This is a genomic window from Clostridium pasteurianum, assembly GCF_001705235.1.
In the GTDB taxonomy this organism is placed as follows: Bacteria; Bacillota; Clostridia; order Clostridiales; family Clostridiaceae; genus Clostridium_S; species Clostridium_S pasteurianum_A.
Genome location: NZ_MCGV01000001.1, coordinates 4,164,560 through 4,185,540, shown reverse-complemented (window position 1 = coordinate 4,185,540; position 20,981 = coordinate 4,164,560). Strand labels below are relative to the sequence as shown.

Sequence of the window (20,981 nt, the reverse complement as noted above, 5' to 3'; positions counted from 1 at the left end):
ATTAATGTAAATATACAGTAAATTTATTTTATAGTTTCAACTTTTATCATGCATTAATCTAAATATAAAACTATTATTTTTTCTCATTTTTACTCAGAACTTCATTTCTATATAATCCTAATCCAATAGACGTTATAACTAAATCACTTATACCTTTTAATCCGGATATTAACAATCCAATGCTTATACTCGTGATAATACACACAATCATTTTATAATTAGGCAATTTACTTGAATCAAAATAATACAAAACTAATAATAAAAAATTAATAATAATACTTGCAATCCAGGTTAATGTACTAAGATAAAACGGAACAACAAAATCAAAATAAGAATCTGTTTCTTGAATTAGATTTAAAAATCTTTCATTAATCAAACTCGTTATAATTGCTAATGCTCCTACAACAATAGCAAGTATGCCTGCATCAATTGCTATTGAATCTTGAGAATAATCTTTTAACAGTTGAAGTTTATTATTTATTGGCAATATTAACATTATTACGAAAGCAATAACAGAAACAATTATTAGTAAAAAAAAATCAGCAGATAAAAACACATTTTTTATTCCATACTTTTTTAGCATTGACTTTCCGTTTATATCAATCAATTCTTTCATCTCCTCAAAGTTTTAATTGAGATGATTCTCTCTCTTTATAATATCTATGAGTTCTTTAAACTTTTTAATATATATTTGTATAGATGAATCACTTTTAATACTTTTTTTATAAATCGTACACTCTGAATCTATTCTCTTAATCACCTTTTCATTTATATTTTTAACATTTATAACAAATGTGCCATACGCATTTTTAACCATATTAACACATTGGCTAAAAACAGTATCTTCTTCTTTTGAAATTTCACCTTCTTTATTTTTTAAAGTAACATTAATTTCACTTATTTTTTCTTCTTTTAAAGCTTCATCTAATTTTTTAAATCCATTTTTTGAAGTATAATTTGCAGGTATTATATTAAATTTTGCATAATAAATTTTATTTATTTCAGCTAATATTTTATCTATATCAGCTGATTTAGGATATAATTTAATTTTTATCTCACCAATGGTTGGATTTATTAAATAACATAATCTTTCAAATTTCTCCATAAAAGTTTTTTTGTCTATTTCATAGGTATCTTCAAATACAATTATTTCACTTTTTTGATCATATAAAAAAATGTTCTCATAAGCCTTATTAGTTTCATCTTCCCAATAAGTATCATGCATATCATCATCATATTTTTTCTCTACAACCTTTTTTCTTATCTTACATAATTTTCCTGTTATATATTCTTCAGAATCTAATTGTATCTTCTTTACATCAACAAATGTCCATTTTAATGTTTTTGTTTCATATATCTTATCCTTATAATTTAATATTGCCTCACCTATTAATGGTATTAAACTATCAAAATTACTATAAAAAATATTTTGATTTATATTTATTTTCGCTGCATATATGTATCTACTCATTATATTTCCTCTCTTTTGATTTAAGTATACTAATTTCTATTTAATTTAATTATTTCTACAAAAATCATAAAATTCCTCCACCGAATTACATAAAACTGCTGTGTGTTACCTATTTTAGAAAAATATAAATATATTTAAAAAATATATAAAAATTACAACAACAAAAGGGATACAACTCAATAAATTAATATTTGAGTTGTATCCTTTCCTATTATATATAGTATCTTTATATTTATAAAATATATACATTATGTTTATTTAACTACTTCCTTATCAACGTCAATTTCAATAGTTTTAGCTACAAAATCAACTATCTCTTTTATCTGATTCCTTGATAAATGGTCTCCATATTTATTATCCAATTTATCTAATAAATCAGTTATTTTATCCTCCGCAAAATCCTCTGGATGAAGTTTGGCTAATTGAATCAAGAATTGCTTACATTCATTATAATTTGCATCCCCAATTTTGTTTTTAATAAAAGTAAGTCCAACTTTACCCTTCTTAACTACGACTGGTACTATAAGTCCTATAATTATTCCTAAACCACCATAAATTAAATTTGTATAATTTTCCATTGTTACATTACCTCTTTCTTTATAATTTTTAATATAATAAAAAAGCTACCTATTATATATAAGCAACTTTATAATTAATAGTTCCTATTTAATAAACTTGACCATGTTGCATTCCCTACAATTCCATCATGATTTAATCCATGTCTTGCTTGATAATTTTTCACATATGCTTCAGTCTGCCTGCCAAATATACCATCAAATTTAATTCCCATTCTAAATTGTATTATTCTCGTGGCTAACCTATTTACATAAGGTCGTCCACATATTGGCTTAGAATAAATAGTTGCCATTGCATTAGCACACTTACAACCCCATATTCCATCAGCATTTAACCCACATGCAACCTCAAATTCTTTTATTTTAGCTGTGGTCATTTTGCCTTGAATTCCATCAACAGTAAGTTCAGCACTCATAACAGTATTTAATTGTTCTTGAATTATCCTTACTGGATTTCCTTCTTGCTGCTGTATTGAAATATCCTGTGGTGTGTCATTTAGATAAGCATTATCAAGAAAATAATCCATGTCTACATTACCATTTATTGCTCCTGCAATATTTCCTGTCTCTGTATATTGCCAACTTGCAATATTGGGATAAAGATGTGGAACACGACCATATGAAGCCAACCATAAAATAGTATCAGATGGTATATTCCCTGCAAGATAATCACTAAAGAATGAGGTTGAAGTATACAAACCTACTCTTTTCCCTTGTGATTTTAAATAATTCAAAAATTGATTTACATAACTAACAACTTGAAATTTACTTGTCCAATAGCTCTCATTTTCAACATCAAGCCACAACACCATATCATTATGCCTATTACCTATTTGATTTAAGAAAAATTGTGCTTGTAATATAGGATTACTCTTTCTTAAGAAATGATAATATCCTATTTTAAACCCATTAGATATTATTTGATTATATCTATAATCTAAAAGTGAATCCCTAAAATCACATCCTTCAGAAACCTTTTGTACGATAGTTGTTACACCTGCATTATGAAGATTTGAATATGAACAGATATCATCTCCGCTATAAACGTCTATCGCCCAATTTTGAGCTTGTACATTTTTATACATTAAAAAAGTAGTAGATATAAATATACCTACTACCAATAAACTCAATATTCTATTTTTTATTTTCATTAACTCATCCCCATTTATCATTTAAATAAAGTAACTTTAGCAAAGAATCCTATAATTGCAATTCCTAATCCTACAACTGCATAATAAACATGTTTTAAATCTGTTTGTATTTCCCCTATGTCTTTACTATTCTGCATACTAATAGAGTAAGCATTTTCGGACTTTTGCCTCAAATTAGCAAAGTCATCTAACTTAGTCTCGATACGGACTAATCTGGTTAGTATGTCTTGTATGTTGTCTTTGTCGTCCATTATTAATACCTCCCAAAAAATAAAATTAACATCCTATTTGGATGTTTTTAAAGTTAATTATTAGCTTTTTCTATTACTGGAATATCTATTTCATTGAGTCTCATAGCTGGATAATCAATTTGTTTAGCTACTATTTGCCAACCAAATTTAATATCCTTATCACCTTTAACAATGAAGCTGTTTGGGTCTCTTTCCTCAACCCATATATCGCCTTGTCCATATTTTGTTAGAAAAACTTGATATGGATAATTAACAGTATCTACAGTTTCATTAAATATCTTTTCAATATCTATTGTAGCAGTACCATTAACTAACTGACTTTCTCCAAAATCACTAAAATAACATTCTGCTGTTTCAAAAGCATTTAAACCTCTAGCTCCATAATCTTTTGTTCTAACACATCTCTGCTTGTAACCTTCTGCTATAAAGCCACCTACAACATGGAGAGTACCATTACCATTATTTGAATTTCCACCAACACAATATAATCTAGTATCATAATCAGCATTAGTTCCGCTTGAATGGAAGTCAATATAAGTTGTCGAAGGTACTGTTTGTGAACCGAATTCCATTCCACTATTCGCTTCTTCAAGCCTTAATTGTATTCTGTTATCTTGACTTGTAATACTGTTTCCATTCCAAGTTATTCTATTCACTCTCAAATCTCTTGAAGAATTAATATCGATACCATCTGCTGAAGGTTCACAAATTTCAAAATAATCATTTACATTGTTATTTGAATCAAAAGCCTGCATATATATTTTATTCCATACCATAGCTATACTTGAACGACTAGAGGTATCATTACTCATATGGCTTATGTTTACTGAATCTGAACCCATTTCGTTTCTACTGTATATTGTTCCACCATATGGGTCGTTTGGATTTAATATACCTTGAAGAATATTAATAGGTGAACCACCGCTTGCTGTTATTCCGTATTTATCAAGCATTAAAATTGGGGTATTGTTAGCATCATTTATAACTTCTTTTCCATCACCATTGCCGCTACCACCTAATGTTAAAACTCCACCTGCTATCTTATTTGCGGACACACTTCCATCTTCTATCAACACACCTGTTATACACCTTTTAAGAAAAATTCTTCTTAATCTAATATTCTTTCCCCCCACACCAGGGAATCCAGCAACAAATAAACAAGCATTAGTTCCAAAATTAGGTATTGTTACATAACCACTAAATTTTGTTTCTGTTGTACCAATAGTGAAATTATTACTCTGTCCATTACATAACCATGCCTTATTAATATCATATATCCATACACTCATATTGGTTGAAACTGATACATCACTTATTGCATAAAATTCATAATAAAGTTGTTCTCCTGCTCGGAATGGAATAGCTGATTGATTAGTAATCATAAAATAATCTGAATTATTATTTGTTCTAATTACATATCCATTACTAATAGTAGTTGTATTCCAACCTGTTGATACATTAGCACCAGTAAGTTCATTGCAAACTGCTAAATTTGTGCTATCTCCTATTTGTAATTTATCTGCTGTAATAGTATTGGATGATATATTATCAGATGTTATAGTATTGCTTGCAATTTCATTAGCTGTTATACATTTCGAAGCTATCTCTCTTGCTGTTATGGAATCTGCCACAAGTTTGTCACCTGTGATTGTATTAGCAAATATTAAATCATCTGTTATAGCATTATTAGCAATTTGCCCTGTATTAACAGCCTTATCATCTATTTTATTTGTAGTAATAGCTTTGTCTGCTATTCTTTGTCCATTAATTGTTCCTGCCGTTAGATTGTCACAGTTTAAATTTACAACATCTATTATCCCTGCATCTATTCTTCCTGCGGTTAATTTATTAGCAGTCAGAGTTATTATTTTACTATCCGTTATACTACTATCTGCAACTTGTTCAGTCTTTACTGCTCCTGTATCAATCAATGCTGTTGTAATGGCACCAGTTTTTATTTTAGCAGTTTCTATTGTGGCATCTGCAATCTTAGCATTATCTATACTTGCATCTTTTATTTTAGAAGTGTCTACAGCTTCATTTTGAATGTCTGCATTAGTAACCACTAATTTATTAGCTGTTGCCCTATCAATTTTAGCATTCGTAATAGCTCCATCCTCTATATCGGTTGTACCTACAACAAGTTTATTAACACTAGCTCTATCAATTTGTGCGTTTCCTATAGCGGCATTAACAATATTGGAACTGTCAACAGCTTCATCACCAATTTTTGCGTGTGTGATACTTCCATCCTTTATATCAGCCGATTGTACCACTAATTTATTTACGCTTTCTCTGTCTATTTTGGCATTAGTAATGCTGGCATCTACTATCTGTGCTGTTCCTACACTGGCATTTGCCATTTGTGCATTGGTAACACTTACATTATTAACTTTTGCCCAATCAACACCATTTAAAGTACTTCCATCTACACTTCCATTACTTGTTGTAACATTATCTACTGTATCTTTTGTATTATCAAAACGAGTTACTAAATCCTCTATATTATCTAATACATTACTTATTTCTGCTGTATTCCTTTCTGGTTCTTCTAAATATTTATCAATCTTTTTTATTCTTTGTAAATCCATAATGTTATTGTCTTTATCTACTAGCATTATGGTGTCGCCTATATCATAACTTAAAACTTTATATTCGTCTGGCTTTAAGTTTGCTAAATCTATAATATTAACTGAATAACTTTTCTTAGGTTTAGAAAGTTGCTCTAGTCTATCATTGGCATCATCCCATAAGTTATAAACATTATCATACCTATTATCTTTCCAATATGCCCGTATATGTTGCGTGGAATAAGTATAATCACTGATATAGTCTCTACCATCATTAATACCAGTTATTCTCAATCCATTAGCACCAATTGGACAAAGCTCTGTTATAAAATCCCTGCTATCACCTTGAACAGATAAACTTTTTAAATTTAAATCTTTCATAAAGTATGTACCTTTTTTTGACCCTAGCTGTTCATAAATCTTTACTTCTTTATTTTTGGCATCAAATGTCATGTCACAATGAAACATATTTTGTATCTCTTGAAGAATTTCATAAACCGTACATTCAGCCTTATTTATATTTCTTACCTTTGTTACGTTGCAATAAGATACAAACCATGTAGTATGTCCTAATAATTGGTCAGTAACTGATTGACAAGAGGTTTGATTATAAGTAAAACTATCAACTAAAGTTCCTTTTAATTCTTGAATATCTACTTCACAAACTAATTCCTTATAATTGTCCTCATTTATATTAACTTCTTTTACAACATATCTGTTATCCTCTGTTTCAACATACATTTCTTCAACTACTACTGGATAATTAATATCTGTATTTGCTATAGAAAGAGAGAGAGTATCTAATTTTCCGATTTCTCTCTCTAACTTCAATTCTTTATATTGAGAAATATTACTAACAATATTTCTATTTTTGTCTAATAAGACTAGCAAAATATCACGCTCCCCTTTTTTATAAATATCTTGGTTTCCAATAAACATCAGTCTGAATATTGGTATTTATAGTTAATGTATTACTTCCTATCTTTAATTTAGGAAATTCCCATAAGTTGGCTTGGGGATATTTATTATATATATCTAAATAATCTAATTCTCTTGCATAATAGCAATTAACACTATCAACCAAATCTTTAGGGTTTGGTTCTACATTAGAAACACCTCCAACGCTACTTCTAACTAAATATATAAATTCTAATGTATTCCAACCTGCATTTAAATTTAATGTCAAACTTTTATTAGTCTCTGCATTATTGTTACTATAGACACTAGAGCCATTTAAATAAACATTTATTGCATTACTATAACTGAAAGTAAATGTTATGGACTTTGCATTTGCAACATATAGTCCACTCTTTATACTTCCAAACATTCCAGCTAAATCATCCTGTTCAGCAAAACTCATATCACTAATAAAGTCCTGTTGGTATGCACTTATACTTTTATCTATATAACTTTTATCTACTCCAATAGGTGATAAGCTTTGACTTGTGTCCGTACTAAATCCAATAGTCCAACGTTTATGAATCCATTTATTAGCTCCTGTTGTTTCTGTAACCCAATGGTCTAAATCTGGCTCTGTAATTAATTGCTTTTCTCCATCTAAAGTTACTGGAACACCATTTTTTAAATAAATTATTCTTATTTCCTTATCAGTTACACCATCAACATAAGTAACTGGTGTATCAACAATAGGAGTTAAAACAATTTTTAATGGACACTCTGCTGTACCATCATTATTTATTGTTAAGTTACCTCCTGGCATAGATAAATGCTGTTCACTTGTATAACAAATTGCCTTAAATACACAAGTTAATACTAATTTATTTAGTACTACACTTTTGGCAACTGTAGGTGTACTATCTAATTTACTATCATAAAAATAGTTCATATTATCTAATTGCAAGGTTACTGTATTTCTTAAAATAGAATTTAATTGTGATACTTTTAATAAAACATCTTCTCTGCTACTTCCAATAACTAAAATTTCTGCTGTGATTTTTTTATATTCAAATTGTTGGTGTAGGTCAAGGGGTGTTAACCTATCCCTTAACCATTCATCAGCGTTATCTACTGTAGCTGGTTGTATATCTAAATTTATTAATCTACTACTATAATTACTTATATCTACATTGTTTATGGCCATTTTCAAGATTTATCGCCCCCTTCTACTATTCCTTGCAATCTGATTACTTACAGTGTCCGCTACTGCTCTACCAACTAGAGTTTTATCCAAGTACATATTTACAACTGTTGGTGTACTATTTCCACTAACTCCATCAAGAACATTTTGAGCGACTTCATGAGCGGCTTTCTTTACCATATCCTCACTAGCTTCGTGGTTATAGATTTTTGTTCCTTGTGGTGGTGCATAAACTTCATAACCTCTTTCATGCATAGTTGTTAAATAACCTTGGAAATTGTTTGTACCACTTGCATGTTTACCAGTTAAACCACTTGTTGCCATTCCAACACCTAACATATTTGCACCACTTTGTACAACTTGCGCAACGATAGGGTGGTCTTTAAAGAAACTTTGAACATCACTTACTATTTGCTCTACTGCTTTTTGCCACTTTTGAAATGGTGTTAACATATTTCCAGTATCAGTGTTAATTTGCTTTACTGCTGAACCTCCCATATCTTTTACATGGTTAACTACTCCATCACGTTGTTGTTTTGCGGCATTTATAGACTGGTCACGTTGTTTCCCTGCGGCATCAATAACTTTTTGGGCTTGGTCTGCGGTTAAACTATGTGTTACATCTCTTTCATAAATTGCATTTGCAACTACATCATTATATTGTTTATTAGCGGCACTTATCGCTCCATCTCTTGCACTATTAGCATTCTTTATAACTTCACTAGCTTCTTGTGCTGTAATACTGCCATGATAAGATTTAATTCTTTCAAGTAATACTTTTTGTTCTATAGCACTACTGCTCAAATTATTAACTGCATTTTCTCTCATAGCTTGTGATATTTGGGCTATCTGTTGATTTTCTTGCTGGCTAGTACTTCTATGTTGGTCACTTGCATGTTTATAAATTGCCAGTATTTGGTCTTCATAAGCCTGTGTAACACCTTTTCTAGTATTAGCACCATTTTGAATATCTCTAATCATTTTATCTTGTTCATTTTTTGTAATAGATGTAGTTTTAGAAAATAAACTTTGAAGTTTTTGGACTTCATCACTTGTTCTCTTATCAATAGAACTATCTACAACTTGTGTCATTTGGTCGTATTTACTTTTTATTTGTTGTATGTTTTGTTGAGTTATGCCTATGCTGTCGGTTAAAGTAGATTTTAAATTATTAACTAATTTCTGTTTTTGTTGGTCTGATATTCCACCGACTTGACTAAGCATTTGTTGGTATTGACTTACTATAGCTTTTCTATTTTCAGCAGTTAAATTAGATGTATCAGTAACAAGGTTTGTAAAATCTTTAATTTTATTTAACTTCATTTCATCATCTAAAGATTTTGACTGTTTAACCATATCTGTAAAATTCTTAATAACATTAGTTTTGGTTTGTTGGGTAAATTTATCGCTGTTATCATTCACGTTCATCATGGTTTTAGTTACTTGGTCGTCTAATTTTGCATATTGACTTATACTATCTTTTGTTGATTTAGAAAAGTTTACTGTTTTAGTCTGAACTTGGTCTATCATCTGACCATTTTCATTCATAACTTTTGTCGTTTCTTGATATTTATTATTAAATAAATCAACTGTAGGAATAGCATCATCAGTTCCCCATTTATAAAACTTATATCCTGCTACTCCTAATGCTCCAACTGCGGCTACTGCAATTGCTATTGGTGCGGCTAAACCTGCAACACCAGCACCTAAAACTGTTGCTCCACCCTCGGCTATTCCTAAACCTGCTCCACTTGCTTCGGCGGCTGTTCCTAACCCTTCAACTGCTCCACCTGCTATTGCTGTTTTTTCTGCTGTCTCTGCGGTTGCTTTACCTAAATCTTCTGCTACTTTTGCACCTTTGCCACCTGCCATAGTACTGGCATCTTGTGCTAAAGTATTTTCTTTAGTTGCTAAAGTATCGGCTTCTCTTTCTGCTGTACTTTTACCTAAACCTTTTCCATTTTCAGCTTCACTATTAAGATTTTTGGCTTCTGTATTTCTAATTGTTGCTTCTGAATTAGCTGTTTCAGCTTCTGTATTAAGAGTTTTGGCTTCTGTATTTCCTGCGGTTGCCTCTGTATTTGTCTTTTCTGCGGAGGTATTAGATTTTAAAGAATTCTCTAATGTTTTCTTACCTATAAATCCAGTTACCTTGCTTATAACACCAAGTAATTTTCCGCCGCCATCAATTATCTTTCCTGTCAATGATAAAATTGGTGATCCTATTGCTACAATTCCTGCACCTTCTAAAATTAATTTCTTTGTACCTTCATCTAAATTACCAAATGCTTTTACTGTGTTTGTTGCATCACCAATTAAAGGGGTTAAAGTAGGCAAAACATCTTCTCCAATAGCAACTCCCAAAGCTTTTATAGAACCTTCAAGTTCTTTTAGTTGATTAACTGGTGTGTTTTTCATACTATCGCTAAGTCTATTTACTTCACCCGTACTGTTTTTAGCACCATCACTTAACTGTCTTAAATTGTCTCCACCCTTTGTTAAGAGTGCGTTCCAACTTGCTAGACTTTCCTTACCGAAAATAGTTGCAACTGCGGCATTCCTTTGTTGCTCTGTCCAATTTTTAGTATGATTATTAATGGTATCAATAATAGTAGGTAAATCTTTCATCTGACCTTTACTATCAAATACTTGGAGGTTCATTTCTTTCATTGCATTTTTCATTAGGTCTGTTGGTTTAGTTAGATTTACAAATCCTGCTTTTAAAGAATTAGCGGCGGTTGTTGCATCTATATTATTACTTGCAAGTTCACCTAATGCGGCACTTGTAATTTCAATAGGTTGGTTCATTGCACTCAAAGTTTGTCCAGCTACACTTATCCCTTCACCAAGACTTGTAACACTTGCCTTAGTATGGTTAGCAATATAAGCGAAACTGTCTGCTATATGAGACATATTTGCTGTATTCTGTGCAGCATTATTAGTTTTCATTCCATAAGCTTCAAGTGAACCACCTAAAGTATTAATAACATCACTTAAACCTTCATTTGCTCCTCTTGCAGTAACTAATGATATTTTCAAATCATCAATTGCTTCACGACCAGAATATCCATCTTTTTTCATTGTTAATAATCCAGCGTTTATATCATCAGTACTTTGTCCAAAATCTCCACTCCATTGTAATGAATCCGTTGACATTTCTTTCATAAGGTTATCAACTTCGCTAGTACTTTCACCACTTGCAATTAATTCTTTTCTTATATCTGCCATTTGATGCTCAAAATCAGCACCACTTTTAACTGCAATTCCTAACCCTGCAACGACTGGTAGTGTAAATTTTGTAGTCATGCTGTTTCCAATATTCTCTATATTAGAACCAACATTTTTTATTGATTTTGAACCACTTTCTAATGTTTTACTTGCGTTTAACCAACTATTATTATTCTTTGCAATAGTTTCATTAGTTTTCTTTAATTGTGCTTCATATCTTAAACTTTCAGCACTGGCATTATTCATCTTGGTATTAAGATTTTCAATACTTTTTGCATTGGTTTGTACTGCTTTGTCGGCGTTCTTATATTGTTCAGTTAATTCCTGTACTCTTGCTTTTGAGTTTTGAGTAACCTCTGAATTCTTTCCATAAGCTTGTGTAGCACCTTCAAGTTTTGCTTTCTCTTCATCAAGTTCAACCTTTAGTTGGTCACGTTTTTTTATATTATCTTCTAATTTTTGAGAGGTCTTTTCAATGGACTGGTTATATAAGTCAATTTTACTTTTTGCTGTTATTATAGTTTCCTGTAAAGATTTTTGGACTCTTGTTAAGTTAGTTTCACTTTCTCCAAAAGCTTTTACTCCCAAATTAGCTTCATTTAATGCACTTTTATTTAATTTTAAATTAGCATTTATTCCTTTTAAGCTGTCATTAAATCCACTATCATTAAGTATGTATTGTACATTTATCTTTTTTGTTTGGTCTGCCATAATCCAATCTCCCTTCTATAAAAATTTACAGTTTTCTATTGATACAACTGTATTAGGATCGTTAAAATCGTTTATCTTATCACCTTTTTTATTTGTGTTATTTTCATTTTCATTATTTTTGTCCCATCCCATAAATTTACAATGCTGTTTCCATAAACTTAAAATTTCTTTTGGACTTGCTTTCCAAAATTCTTCATCTGTATAATTTAATTGCGTTTTTGCAATATAAAAAAACCAGTCTAGGTCTATCAAATCACCTGACTGGTTTACTTGTTTTTTCTTGTATTCTTTTTAACTTTCTTATCATCTTCTTTTTTCTTATCGAATGATAAACTTCCTTGTATCATGGAATAGCATATTCCATCTATTATCTTCATTGTTGGATAATCCATGCTTATAGAATTTGAAAATTCTTCTTCTGTCCAATCTTTTTCTATACATGCACATGCTAATATTTTTATTGCATTAGTAAATTCCTTCTTAAACTGTAAAAAATCATTTATAATTTGTGTGCTATTTTCATATCTATCTTCTATTTTTTTTACACAATTCATATCAAACCTAAATGTATACTCCTTGTCTCCAATTTCTAATTTATATTCCTGTACTTTTCCAACATTCATTAATATCTATCTCCCTTAATTGAATTATTTTTATATTAAAAAAGGAATGGAAATTAATCCATTCCAATAAATTAAGATGCTGTTGTAAAACTTATAACCGTTGTTGCCAACTCTTGTCCATAAATATCCTTAGTCCCTGCTACAACTATTTCGTATCTCTTACCTGCTGTTAAATTAGCAGATGGAATTATAGTACATATCTTTTTAGCATCATCAAAAGCAACACTTATGTTTACTGCTGTATTATCTGTATCATTAAACATATTTATTTCATTTGAAGCTATTGCATTATTGAATGTAATAGCAGGTTTTGCACTAACTGCTACATTTGTTCCACCATTTGCTGGAGTACTTGAAGAAATCGCTAATGCTGATACTGCTTCTTCTGTAGGAATTATTACATTTGCAAAGAATAAAGTATCTATATCTGTTGGACATTTATCATCTATAGTTTCTATTCCATATTTCCACATTTTATTATTATTTAAGGGTTGGAATGTGCAAGAAATTGTTGTATCTTGGTAATCTACCTTGCCTTCGGCTTGTTTGTATGTTTCATCGACTGGACTTAATTTACCTTTGTAATAAATCTTATATCCATGACCATTACCACCTGCAAGTGTATATTTAACAAGTATTGCGGTATATGGTGCAACATCTGTTGTTAATGCATAAACCCCTCCTGTTGAAGCTACATGATTTCCGAAATATTTAGCCATTTGAGGATTAGAAACATGACCTAAATCAAAACTTATTTCAACGTTCTGTAAAGTTGTATCTTGATCTGTCAAATTTCCTTCCTCATAGTGCTCACCTGTGTTAGTCTTTACCTTGGCTTGAAAACTTTGAACTCCTGGTATGTATTCTGGTGTTTCAAATACTAGATTTCCAACACCTAATTCATCTTTATCTATTATTGCTAATGCTAATTTGTCTATATTTACTGTTGCCATAATATATCTACTTCCCTTCATTTTTTTATTTTTATAAAGTCCCTAAGAATCTAATTGCAGTATGATTTAATTTCGTAGTATCTTCATATAGATCAACTTTGCTTTGTCTTATAAAATCATTATCTTTTAATTTTTTCTTTACCGCTTCTTCTATATCTGTGCTACTTGTGTCTTTTGTAAAAATATCAACTTGTAAAAAGTAATTAGTTGTTATTTCTTGTCCTTCTTCAAATAAAGCACCGTTTTCATCATAGAATTCGTATTCAAGATATGGCGGTGTTGGATTGTCTGCATGAAGGAAATAAACTGTTTTGTCTGTCAACAAATTTTTAATTGTATTATCTAATAGTAAATTTCTTACATAAGATTTTATATTCAAAACATCACCTTGCTTTCTCTAGAAGTCCATTAGCTAATTTAGAAATTACATCATCCATAGTTTTATTAATACTTCTTTCAAACCATCCCACATGTGCTTTTTGTTGACTTGTCCCATACTCGGTGAATTGTGTATACCATGTACCAAGTGTTATTTGACCAATGACTGCAAAATCTTCAACTTTAACTGTACTTTTTATTCCTTTTTGTATTCCACCTTTTCGCTTTGGTGCATTTTGCATTACTTCTTCATAAGCTGGCTCTATAGCATTTTTCATAACTTTTTTCTTGTCAGCTTCGGTCAAAGTCATTTTGTCCAAATTATCAATTAAATTATCTAGTCCATCAACTGTTATTCCTGCCATATTAATTTACCGCCTTGGCTTTAATCTTATAAAAAGTATTGAGATATTCTACGTTATCAACAAAAGTAATATCATAAGTTTTATTTTTCCATAAAATTCTATACATTTTTGCTCCATTAGCCTGCTCCATGTCTTCTAAATCTTTGGAATATCTAATTATAAAATTAATTGTATCTTGTTCATTTACTGCTTTGGCACTCCAAAATTCACTACCATATAAATTGTTTATACTAGCAAATTTAGTTGTATAATCATACCATCCATCTGTGGTAGGATTTCCTTCATCATCATTAACAATTTTTGTCTTATCAAGTTTCTGTATAGTGATTTTTTTATTGAGTTTCCCTATGTTAATATTAAACACTTGTACCACCACTTTCTGCTTGTTTAACTTTATCTTCTAGTACAAGTTGAAATGCTATAGAATTTAATGTTAATCTAGTTTTATTACTCATATTTACAGTATCTAATGTATAAGACTTATTATTGTACCAGTCTGATACTAAACAAAAACAATATATTTTTGCTCTTGCATTTGTACTATCTAAATTAGTTAGTCCTGTATTGGATATTAGATAATCTTCTGCACCTTGAATACATAATGTTAAAAAACTATCATCATCAGTTCCATCAACTCTTAGAAAATCCTTTGTTTCTTCTAATGTAAGTATCACCTTCATTCACCCTCTTTAAAAAAGGGCATAAAAAAAGAACATATCTTCTCTATGCCCTAGTAAAATTATTATGCTAATTTAGCCATTAAAACTTTTATAGCTCCAGTATCTTTAAGCTTACCATCAAATCTGAATATACCTCTTACTTTAGTTGTATCAGTATCAAAAGCATCCCCACCAATGTTAGTACTTGCAACTGATAACTGCTGTCTGTCAAACATTGTGTATGCAGCAATTAAATCGCCTATTACAAATGGAGTTCTTGTTACGCTTGAACCACTTTCTACTGCTGTTACATCTGCTAAGAATTTAGAAGGTACTTTAACAAGTTCATGTCCTAAAAATCTAAAACCGCTTGCCATTGTTGGATCTGGCTGTAAATATGGGTGTCCTTGTTTGTCTTCTAATTCATCAATGAATTCATATCCACTACCATTAGTGTATATCTTAACACCATCAAGTGGTAAATCTTCAAAATCTTTGTTTAATACAGTCTTTAAAGCTTTTATTGAAGCTGTTGCTGTTCCTGTAAAATCAGCAGTTTCTTGTAAAGATGTTACACTCATTATTCCCTGTGCGGCTTTAGTTCCAGAACCATTAAATATTTGATAATTATAAGTATTTAACTCGTTCTTTGCCATCCATCTTTGAATATAAGCCAAAACGTTCTCTGGAGTATCGTTTAAAAGTTCATCAGTTAAAGGAATTGTACCAGCATATTTTCTTACAACATAATCTAATTCTTTGAAATCTGGTTCATGTAATGCTTGAATTTCTGCTCCCTCGTCTACACTTGCGAATCCAGCAGCTTGTGGTTGTTCATCTTCTACATTCCTTGAACCCGATAATGTATTAACTGGTTCTACAGTTATGTAAGGTCTAATATCAAACTGATTTCTCTGTAATTCTATTATTGCAGTTCTTAAATCTTGTGGTACAAGTAATCCACCTTTTGTTTTGTCTCCCTCAACCAACATATTCTTTATTTCTGTCTTTTCTTCATTTGACATATCTCTTTTTAATAGAGCTTTTACAAACGCAACATTTTTAATATTAGGATTTACCTTTTTATTTCCCTTACCGTTAACTTTTACATCTTTAATCTCATTCTTAGATACATTGTCCTTTACATCCTCAAGACTCATATCTTCCAAGTTTTTCTGAACCTCATATTCATCTTTTAAATCATTGATTTCTTTAATTTTGTCCTGTGCTTTCTTTAAGTTTTCTCCTACAAATCTTCCATCTTCATTTTTTAAACCTTCAACCTCTATCTTTTTTGTGTTTATTACATTTAATATTTCTTCACTTTTTTTCATAATAATATTACTTCCCTTCATTTTAATTAATTTTTTGTATAAAAAAAGCACTATTTATTTAGTGCTAAAAATATCTCTGTTTCCGATATTTGATTATTAATTTTTGCTTCTAATTCCTTGTTTTCTTTCTCGGCTGCATCCTTTTTTTCATCTTTAATATCCTTATCCTCTATTTGCTTTTTAGATTTATTAAACATATCTAGTACATATTTTGGTGTATGCTTGTACTTATTTAAGAAGTTATGTTCTCCTGCATAAGCAACCATTTCTTTATCATCATCTAATATTGTAATATTAAATAAATCACTCATTTCTTGTGCATTTAACCATGTTTCATTTGCTAATAAATTTTTAAAATCATCAACTGTTGTTTTTTTAGGGTCTTTTATTTGGTTCATGTAAGTTGGTATCATAATACTGTCTTCCATTTTATTTAAAACATCAATTTGTTTCTGCATATCATTAGCGTTTCCCATTGCAAAAGTCATAGGTTTATGTATCATTAAAACACTAATATCATAAGCATAAATATTATCTGCAACCATTGGAAGCCAACTTGCACAACTTGCACATGTTCCATCTAAATAAGCATTTATAGTAATACCTTTATTTTTAACACTTTGTAACATAGTAATCATAGTTTGAGTTGTAAATACACTACCACCCATACTTGAAATATGCATATTTATTTTTTTTGCATCACCTAAGTTATCTAAAGATTGTTGAAAATCTGGTAATGTAACATCTGTACTATCCCATTTATCACCTCCAGAAACTATATCTCCATAAACATATAAATCTACTTCCTGTGGATTTTCATTACTATTTGTAAAATTCCAAAATTTATTTTTCAAAGAATATCACTTCCCTTCATTATTGATTTTGATTAGTATTTGAATTTTGTTTAATCCATTGTGTACCAACTTGGTCTATTTTAATCATTGCACCGTTGCCAAATAATTCATCACCTCCATCTTGGTGTTTATATCCAAGCTTTTCTCTCCCTTCATTCGGTGTTATAAGAAAACTTTGAACACCCTTAGTAACATAAGTCATTAGAACGTCTGGGGACATTTTAAATAATTCATCTGTATCTCTTTCTAACCTTGTCCCATTATTCTTTTCAGTACTTGTCAATAGTTTTCTTGTATCCTCTTGGTTGTAGGCTTTAAGTATAGGCATTAAGCTATTAATATAAAAATCCAATTGTTGTGTTTCTGAATTACTATAGCTCGAATGGTCATAGTTATTTAATATGTTTGGTTTTATTCCAAATACTGCGGCAAGTTCAAGCGAACTCATTTTGCTTAATTCCTGGAATTGTGCATCTGTAAGTTTCATATCAATTGATTTCGTACTAAAACCCATAGGAATAGGAATCCATTTACCAGCATTATCAGTGTTGTTACTGAATTTTTGCATTTGGTTTGCTATCTGTGTAGCCTTTTTATCATCATAAGTTTCACTGTCATACTGTACAATAACTTTGTTTCCCATCATCTTGTTTCTATATAGTTCACTCAAATACTCTTGACTATATTTTTTACTATCAATATGATATTGTATTAGGTCTGGTAGACAAACTCCTGTGTAACCATCCCAACTAATGCTACTTTTATAATGAAGTATTTCATCCGTACTAAATAACCATTGTTTGGCGGTTCGGCTATCCGTCCATCTATACCAAACAGCATTTTTAACACCAAATATTCCAACATTATCACACAATATTTGAACTTCATCACTTGGCAAAATCCATAAACTAGCTGTGTTTCCATTCTGCATTTGATTATATACATAAGCATTACCATACATATTACGGTTAAATTCTACAGTTTCCCAAAAATTAGTTGCTGTCATATATGGGTTTGGCTCTACATTTAGAATATAATCCAATCTAAAGTTATTTATGGTGTCTTTTCCTGCTACATCATCCTTTAATGTCGCCTGTATAGGTAATTTTCCCATGCATTCACTTAAAAATTTTAAACATACTAAAAATGTACTTTCACCTAAGTTTCCATCTTTAATATGTTCATTATTTAGTAAAGCATTTAAGAAATCATTGGAATTTATACCATAATTCAAAAATTTACCTTTGTTATTGTTCCTTTTTAGCCTATTTCTAATAAATCCCATTGTTATTTATCACCTCCCTTTGGGTATTTGGCTAATAAATAGCTTGTAATTAATAAAAATATCCCTAAAGTATAGAACCCTACGACCTTATTTATCAAGAAACTAGCATAAATAGCACATAAAATTCCACCTAAAAATGGTATTTCCATGTCATTATTCTTAATAAAATTACTTATATTTTTAAGAATATTCTGTATTTTTCCTATAAATTTCTTCATTTTCACACCTCATTTATTATCCATACATTGATTTCAACCTATCATCATCATATACTTTATTTAAATCTGCTTTCTTAGGTTCATTTTTCATTGCTTTCCAGTGACTATCAACCCAAGCGGCTACGGGGTCAATTCTTTTAACTCTACTATTCTTATCAAGCATGACTTTACCCAAATAAGGTTTTGTAAGTTCACAGTTATTCATTGCCCATGCTAAAAGTTCATCTTTTCTGTTATAATAAACATTTCCTGCCTCTACTTCATATCTAATATCCATAACACTATCATTTAAGTTCTTGCTATATTGTTTTATTTCTAACGTATCTGCAATTTCTTCTAAGTCAGCTAAAAACGCACTAGAATTAGCTGGGTCATAACAAATTAAAGTAATATTTAAATTATATTTCTTTTGTTGTTCCTTAATATACCTCAAAACCTCTTTATAATCAGTTTTAATTCCGTGTGCCTTAGTTGTTCTTGTAATTAAGCCCGCATTAATCCACTGTTGATAAGGTGCATTATCGGTTTTTTCATGTTCCCCTACTCTTTTACTTGGCATAAAACTATGATGATGTACAAAATATTTCTTTTCATCATCTTTATTAAATACAAACTCAAATACAATGGAAGTAAGATCTCCGCCACTACTAAGGTCAACCCCGATAACGCAATCTTGTCCTCTAAAATCTTCTAAAGTTAAATTACATTCACATTCATGGAATTTAGTCATATTCATATACTTAGTTTCGCTATATTCAACCCACATATCTAAACTCTTTGTAAGAAAGTTATTCCAATCCTTACCACCCATTGTTTTAGCTTGTCTATAATCAGTTTTCATTGTATCTAATGTGTCAATATCGTACTGCATACAAGGATTAGCCTTATAGTAGTTATTGTAATCATCTAAATTATCATCTTCATCTAATTCAGCAATAAAAATAAAGAATTTTTCATTAGTTTCATCACCATTTAATACCTTTTTGCAATATCTATAAAGTTTATGACATGCACCATCTATAGTAAATCCTGCTGTTGTTATTACATTTAAAAGACATTCCTTTAATTTCTTCTGACCATCCTTTATAAGAGAATACATTTGGTTATCTTTATGTGCATGAAATTCGTCTATTGAGCCATAAAAAGCTCTAAATCCATCAATAGAGTTAGTATCTCTACCAATAGCACGAATTAAATTTCCAGTATTATCACATTCAATTTCACTTTTATAATCTTTTATAGTAAATAGTTCATTTAAATCATCATCACTTTCAATAAACTTCTGTGCTTCTTTAAAAACAATCTTGGCTTGATCTTTTTTTGTTGCGGCTAATAATATTAGTCCATTTCTATAGTTAACAAAGTTACCCATGTATGTAGTTAATACACCACTTAACATTGATTTACCATTTTGTCTTGCTAATTGAATATAACTCTGCCTATATCTTCTATATCCTGTTTCTTTATCAATCCATCCTAATAAACTTCCTAATATAAATGCTTGAAATGGATATAATGTTAAAGGTGTGTTTTCATCACCTTCACATATAGTTAATGTTTCAGCATAACTGATAATATCATTTGCTCTTTGTACATCAAAAGTATACCTAAATGGTGCTGATTTACTATCTTCTAAATCCTTTAAATGCCTTTTACAAGCTAATTTGATACTATTCCCTGCTTTTATTTTTCCATTTAAAACATCATAGCAGTATTGTGTTGTCCTATCTTCAATCATTTGGTAACACTACCCTTGAACTTATCAAACTTATTTTTAGGCTTTTCTTTTTCCTTTGGAACTGTCAATTTACATCTACTCATTATGTTTAGACCTAATTCATTTCCAGCTCTATCAAGCATGTTAAAAATGCTTTTCTGTGTATTTAATAAATCACTGTAATCTTTTCCTAATGGACTTACTTTATTAATTTCTTTTGCTATCTTGTTGTATTGTTCCTCCAGTAAAACATATCTTCCTAATGTTTCTGCATCTAAATTAGAAAGTATCTTTGCTTGTATTAGTTGTTCCTTTAACCAATCAAATCTTTCTTTCTGCTTTTTAGATTTTATATATGAAGGTGTAATAAAATCATCAATTCCAACCTTCACTTCATGTTCCATTCTTTCTTTTATTTCAGCTTTTGTCTTATGTGCTACGTTTCCTCTAGCCAAAATTGAATTTATTGGCTCTTTTATTCTTCCCATGTTAAATTACACCTCCATTTCGCCGATTTCTTGTTCCGTAATGTGAAACGAT

The 20,981-nt window shown here is 30.2% G+C and carries 21 protein-coding genes; all 21 read right to left on the bottom strand.

Annotated elements, in window-relative coordinates:
• Positions 1-73: 73 nt before the first annotated feature.
• Positions 74-607: a hypothetical protein gene (locus BEE63_RS18785; protein WP_066022841.1), complete on the bottom strand. Its 534-nt coding sequence runs from the start codon at positions 605-607 to the stop codon at positions 74-76.
• Positions 608-628: 21 nt separating this feature from the next.
• A complete protein-coding gene (locus BEE63_RS18780) occupies positions 629-1,471 on the bottom strand; it encodes a hypothetical protein (RefSeq protein ID WP_066022840.1) in 843 nt (280 codons plus the stop codon).
• A 254-nt stretch (positions 1,472-1,725) separates the two neighbouring features.
• Complete coding sequence (locus BEE63_RS18775) at positions 1,726-2,049, bottom strand: hypothetical protein (RefSeq protein WP_066022839.1); 324 nt, start codon at positions 2,047-2,049, stop codon at positions 1,726-1,728.
• A 74-nt stretch (positions 2,050-2,123) separates the two neighbouring features.
• Positions 2,124-3,197, bottom strand: coding sequence for a GH25 family lysozyme (locus BEE63_RS18770; RefSeq protein WP_066022838.1), 1,074 nt, complete (start codon positions 3,195-3,197; stop codon positions 2,124-2,126).
• Positions 3,198-3,214: 17 nt separating this feature from the next.
• The gene (locus BEE63_RS18765) at positions 3,215-3,448 is read right to left on the bottom strand and encodes a hemolysin XhlA family protein (protein WP_066022837.1); all 234 of its coding nucleotides are present in this window, start codon (positions 3,446-3,448) and stop codon (positions 3,215-3,217) included.
• A 53-nt stretch (positions 3,449-3,501) separates the two neighbouring features.
• Positions 3,502-6,909 carry a phage tail spike protein gene (locus tag BEE63_RS18760; protein ID WP_175400865.1) on the bottom strand — a complete coding sequence of 1,136 codons (3,408 nt, stop codon included), beginning with the start codon at positions 6,907-6,909 and terminating at the stop codon, positions 3,502-3,504.
• A gap of 19 nt (positions 6,910-6,928) precedes the next feature.
• Positions 6,929-8,125, bottom strand: a complete 1,197-nt coding sequence (locus BEE63_RS18755) for a hypothetical protein (RefSeq protein ID WP_081312610.1) — start codon at positions 8,123-8,125, stop codon at positions 6,929-6,931.
• Between the two features lie 3 nt (positions 8,126-8,128).
• Complete coding sequence (locus BEE63_RS18750; protein ID WP_066022835.1) at positions 8,129-12,055, bottom strand: phage tail tape measure protein; 3,927 nt, start codon at positions 12,053-12,055, stop codon at positions 8,129-8,131.
• A 15-nt stretch (positions 12,056-12,070) separates the two neighbouring features.
• Positions 12,071-12,307, bottom strand: a complete 237-nt coding sequence (locus tag BEE63_RS18745; protein ID WP_081312609.1) for a hypothetical protein — start codon at positions 12,305-12,307, stop codon at positions 12,071-12,073.
• 14 nt (positions 12,308-12,321) lie between these two features.
• Positions 12,322-12,678: a hypothetical protein gene (locus BEE63_RS18740; RefSeq protein ID WP_066022834.1), complete on the bottom strand. Its 357-nt coding sequence runs from the start codon at positions 12,676-12,678 to the stop codon at positions 12,322-12,324.
• 71 nt (positions 12,679-12,749) lie between these two features.
• Positions 12,750-13,631 (bottom strand): major tail protein, encoded by an 882-nt coding sequence (locus BEE63_RS18735; protein WP_066022833.1) that lies wholly within the window; start codon positions 13,629-13,631, stop codon positions 12,750-12,752.
• Between the two features lie 31 nt (positions 13,632-13,662).
• The gene (locus BEE63_RS18730; RefSeq protein ID WP_066022832.1) at positions 13,663-14,010 is read right to left on the bottom strand and encodes a hypothetical protein; all 348 of its coding nucleotides are present in this window, start codon (positions 14,008-14,010) and stop codon (positions 13,663-13,665) included.
• A gap of 4 nt (positions 14,011-14,014) precedes the next feature.
• On the bottom strand, positions 14,015-14,374 hold the full coding sequence (locus tag BEE63_RS18725) for an HK97-gp10 family putative phage morphogenesis protein (RefSeq protein ID WP_066022831.1): 360 nt from the start codon (positions 14,372-14,374) through the stop codon (positions 14,015-14,017).
• 1 nt (position 14,375) lies between these two features.
• Positions 14,376-14,738 carry a phage head closure protein gene (locus tag BEE63_RS18720; protein ID WP_066022830.1) on the bottom strand — a complete coding sequence of 121 codons (363 nt, stop codon included), beginning with the start codon at positions 14,736-14,738 and terminating at the stop codon, positions 14,376-14,378.
• Positions 14,731-15,054: a head-tail connector protein gene (locus BEE63_RS18715; protein WP_081312607.1), complete on the bottom strand. Its 324-nt coding sequence runs from the start codon at positions 15,052-15,054 to the stop codon at positions 14,731-14,733. The genes BEE63_RS18720 and BEE63_RS18715 overlap by 8 nt, the downstream gene beginning before the upstream one ends.
• A gap of 62 nt (positions 15,055-15,116) precedes the next feature.
• Complete coding sequence (locus BEE63_RS18710) at positions 15,117-16,367, bottom strand: phage major capsid protein (protein ID WP_066022829.1); 1,251 nt, start codon at positions 16,365-16,367, stop codon at positions 15,117-15,119.
• 50 nt (positions 16,368-16,417) lie between these two features.
• On the bottom strand, positions 16,418-17,221 hold the full coding sequence (locus BEE63_RS18705) for a head maturation protease, ClpP-related (protein ID WP_066022828.1): 804 nt from the start codon (positions 17,219-17,221) through the stop codon (positions 16,418-16,420).
• 19 nt (positions 17,222-17,240) lie between these two features.
• Complete coding sequence (locus BEE63_RS18700) at positions 17,241-18,506, bottom strand: phage portal protein (protein WP_066022827.1); 1,266 nt, start codon at positions 18,504-18,506, stop codon at positions 17,241-17,243.
• A gap of 2 nt (positions 18,507-18,508) precedes the next feature.
• Positions 18,509-18,724 carry a hypothetical protein gene (locus BEE63_RS18695; RefSeq protein WP_066022826.1) on the bottom strand — a complete coding sequence of 72 codons (216 nt, stop codon included), beginning with the start codon at positions 18,722-18,724 and terminating at the stop codon, positions 18,509-18,511.
• Between the two features lie 16 nt (positions 18,725-18,740).
• A complete protein-coding gene (locus BEE63_RS18690; protein WP_066022825.1) occupies positions 18,741-20,462 on the bottom strand; it encodes a terminase large subunit in 1,722 nt (573 codons plus the stop codon).
• Positions 20,459-20,929: a P27 family phage terminase small subunit gene (locus tag BEE63_RS18685; protein WP_066022824.1), complete on the bottom strand. Its 471-nt coding sequence runs from the start codon at positions 20,927-20,929 to the stop codon at positions 20,459-20,461. The genes BEE63_RS18690 and BEE63_RS18685 overlap by 4 nt, the downstream gene beginning before the upstream one ends.
• Positions 20,930-20,981: the final 52 nt, after the last annotated feature.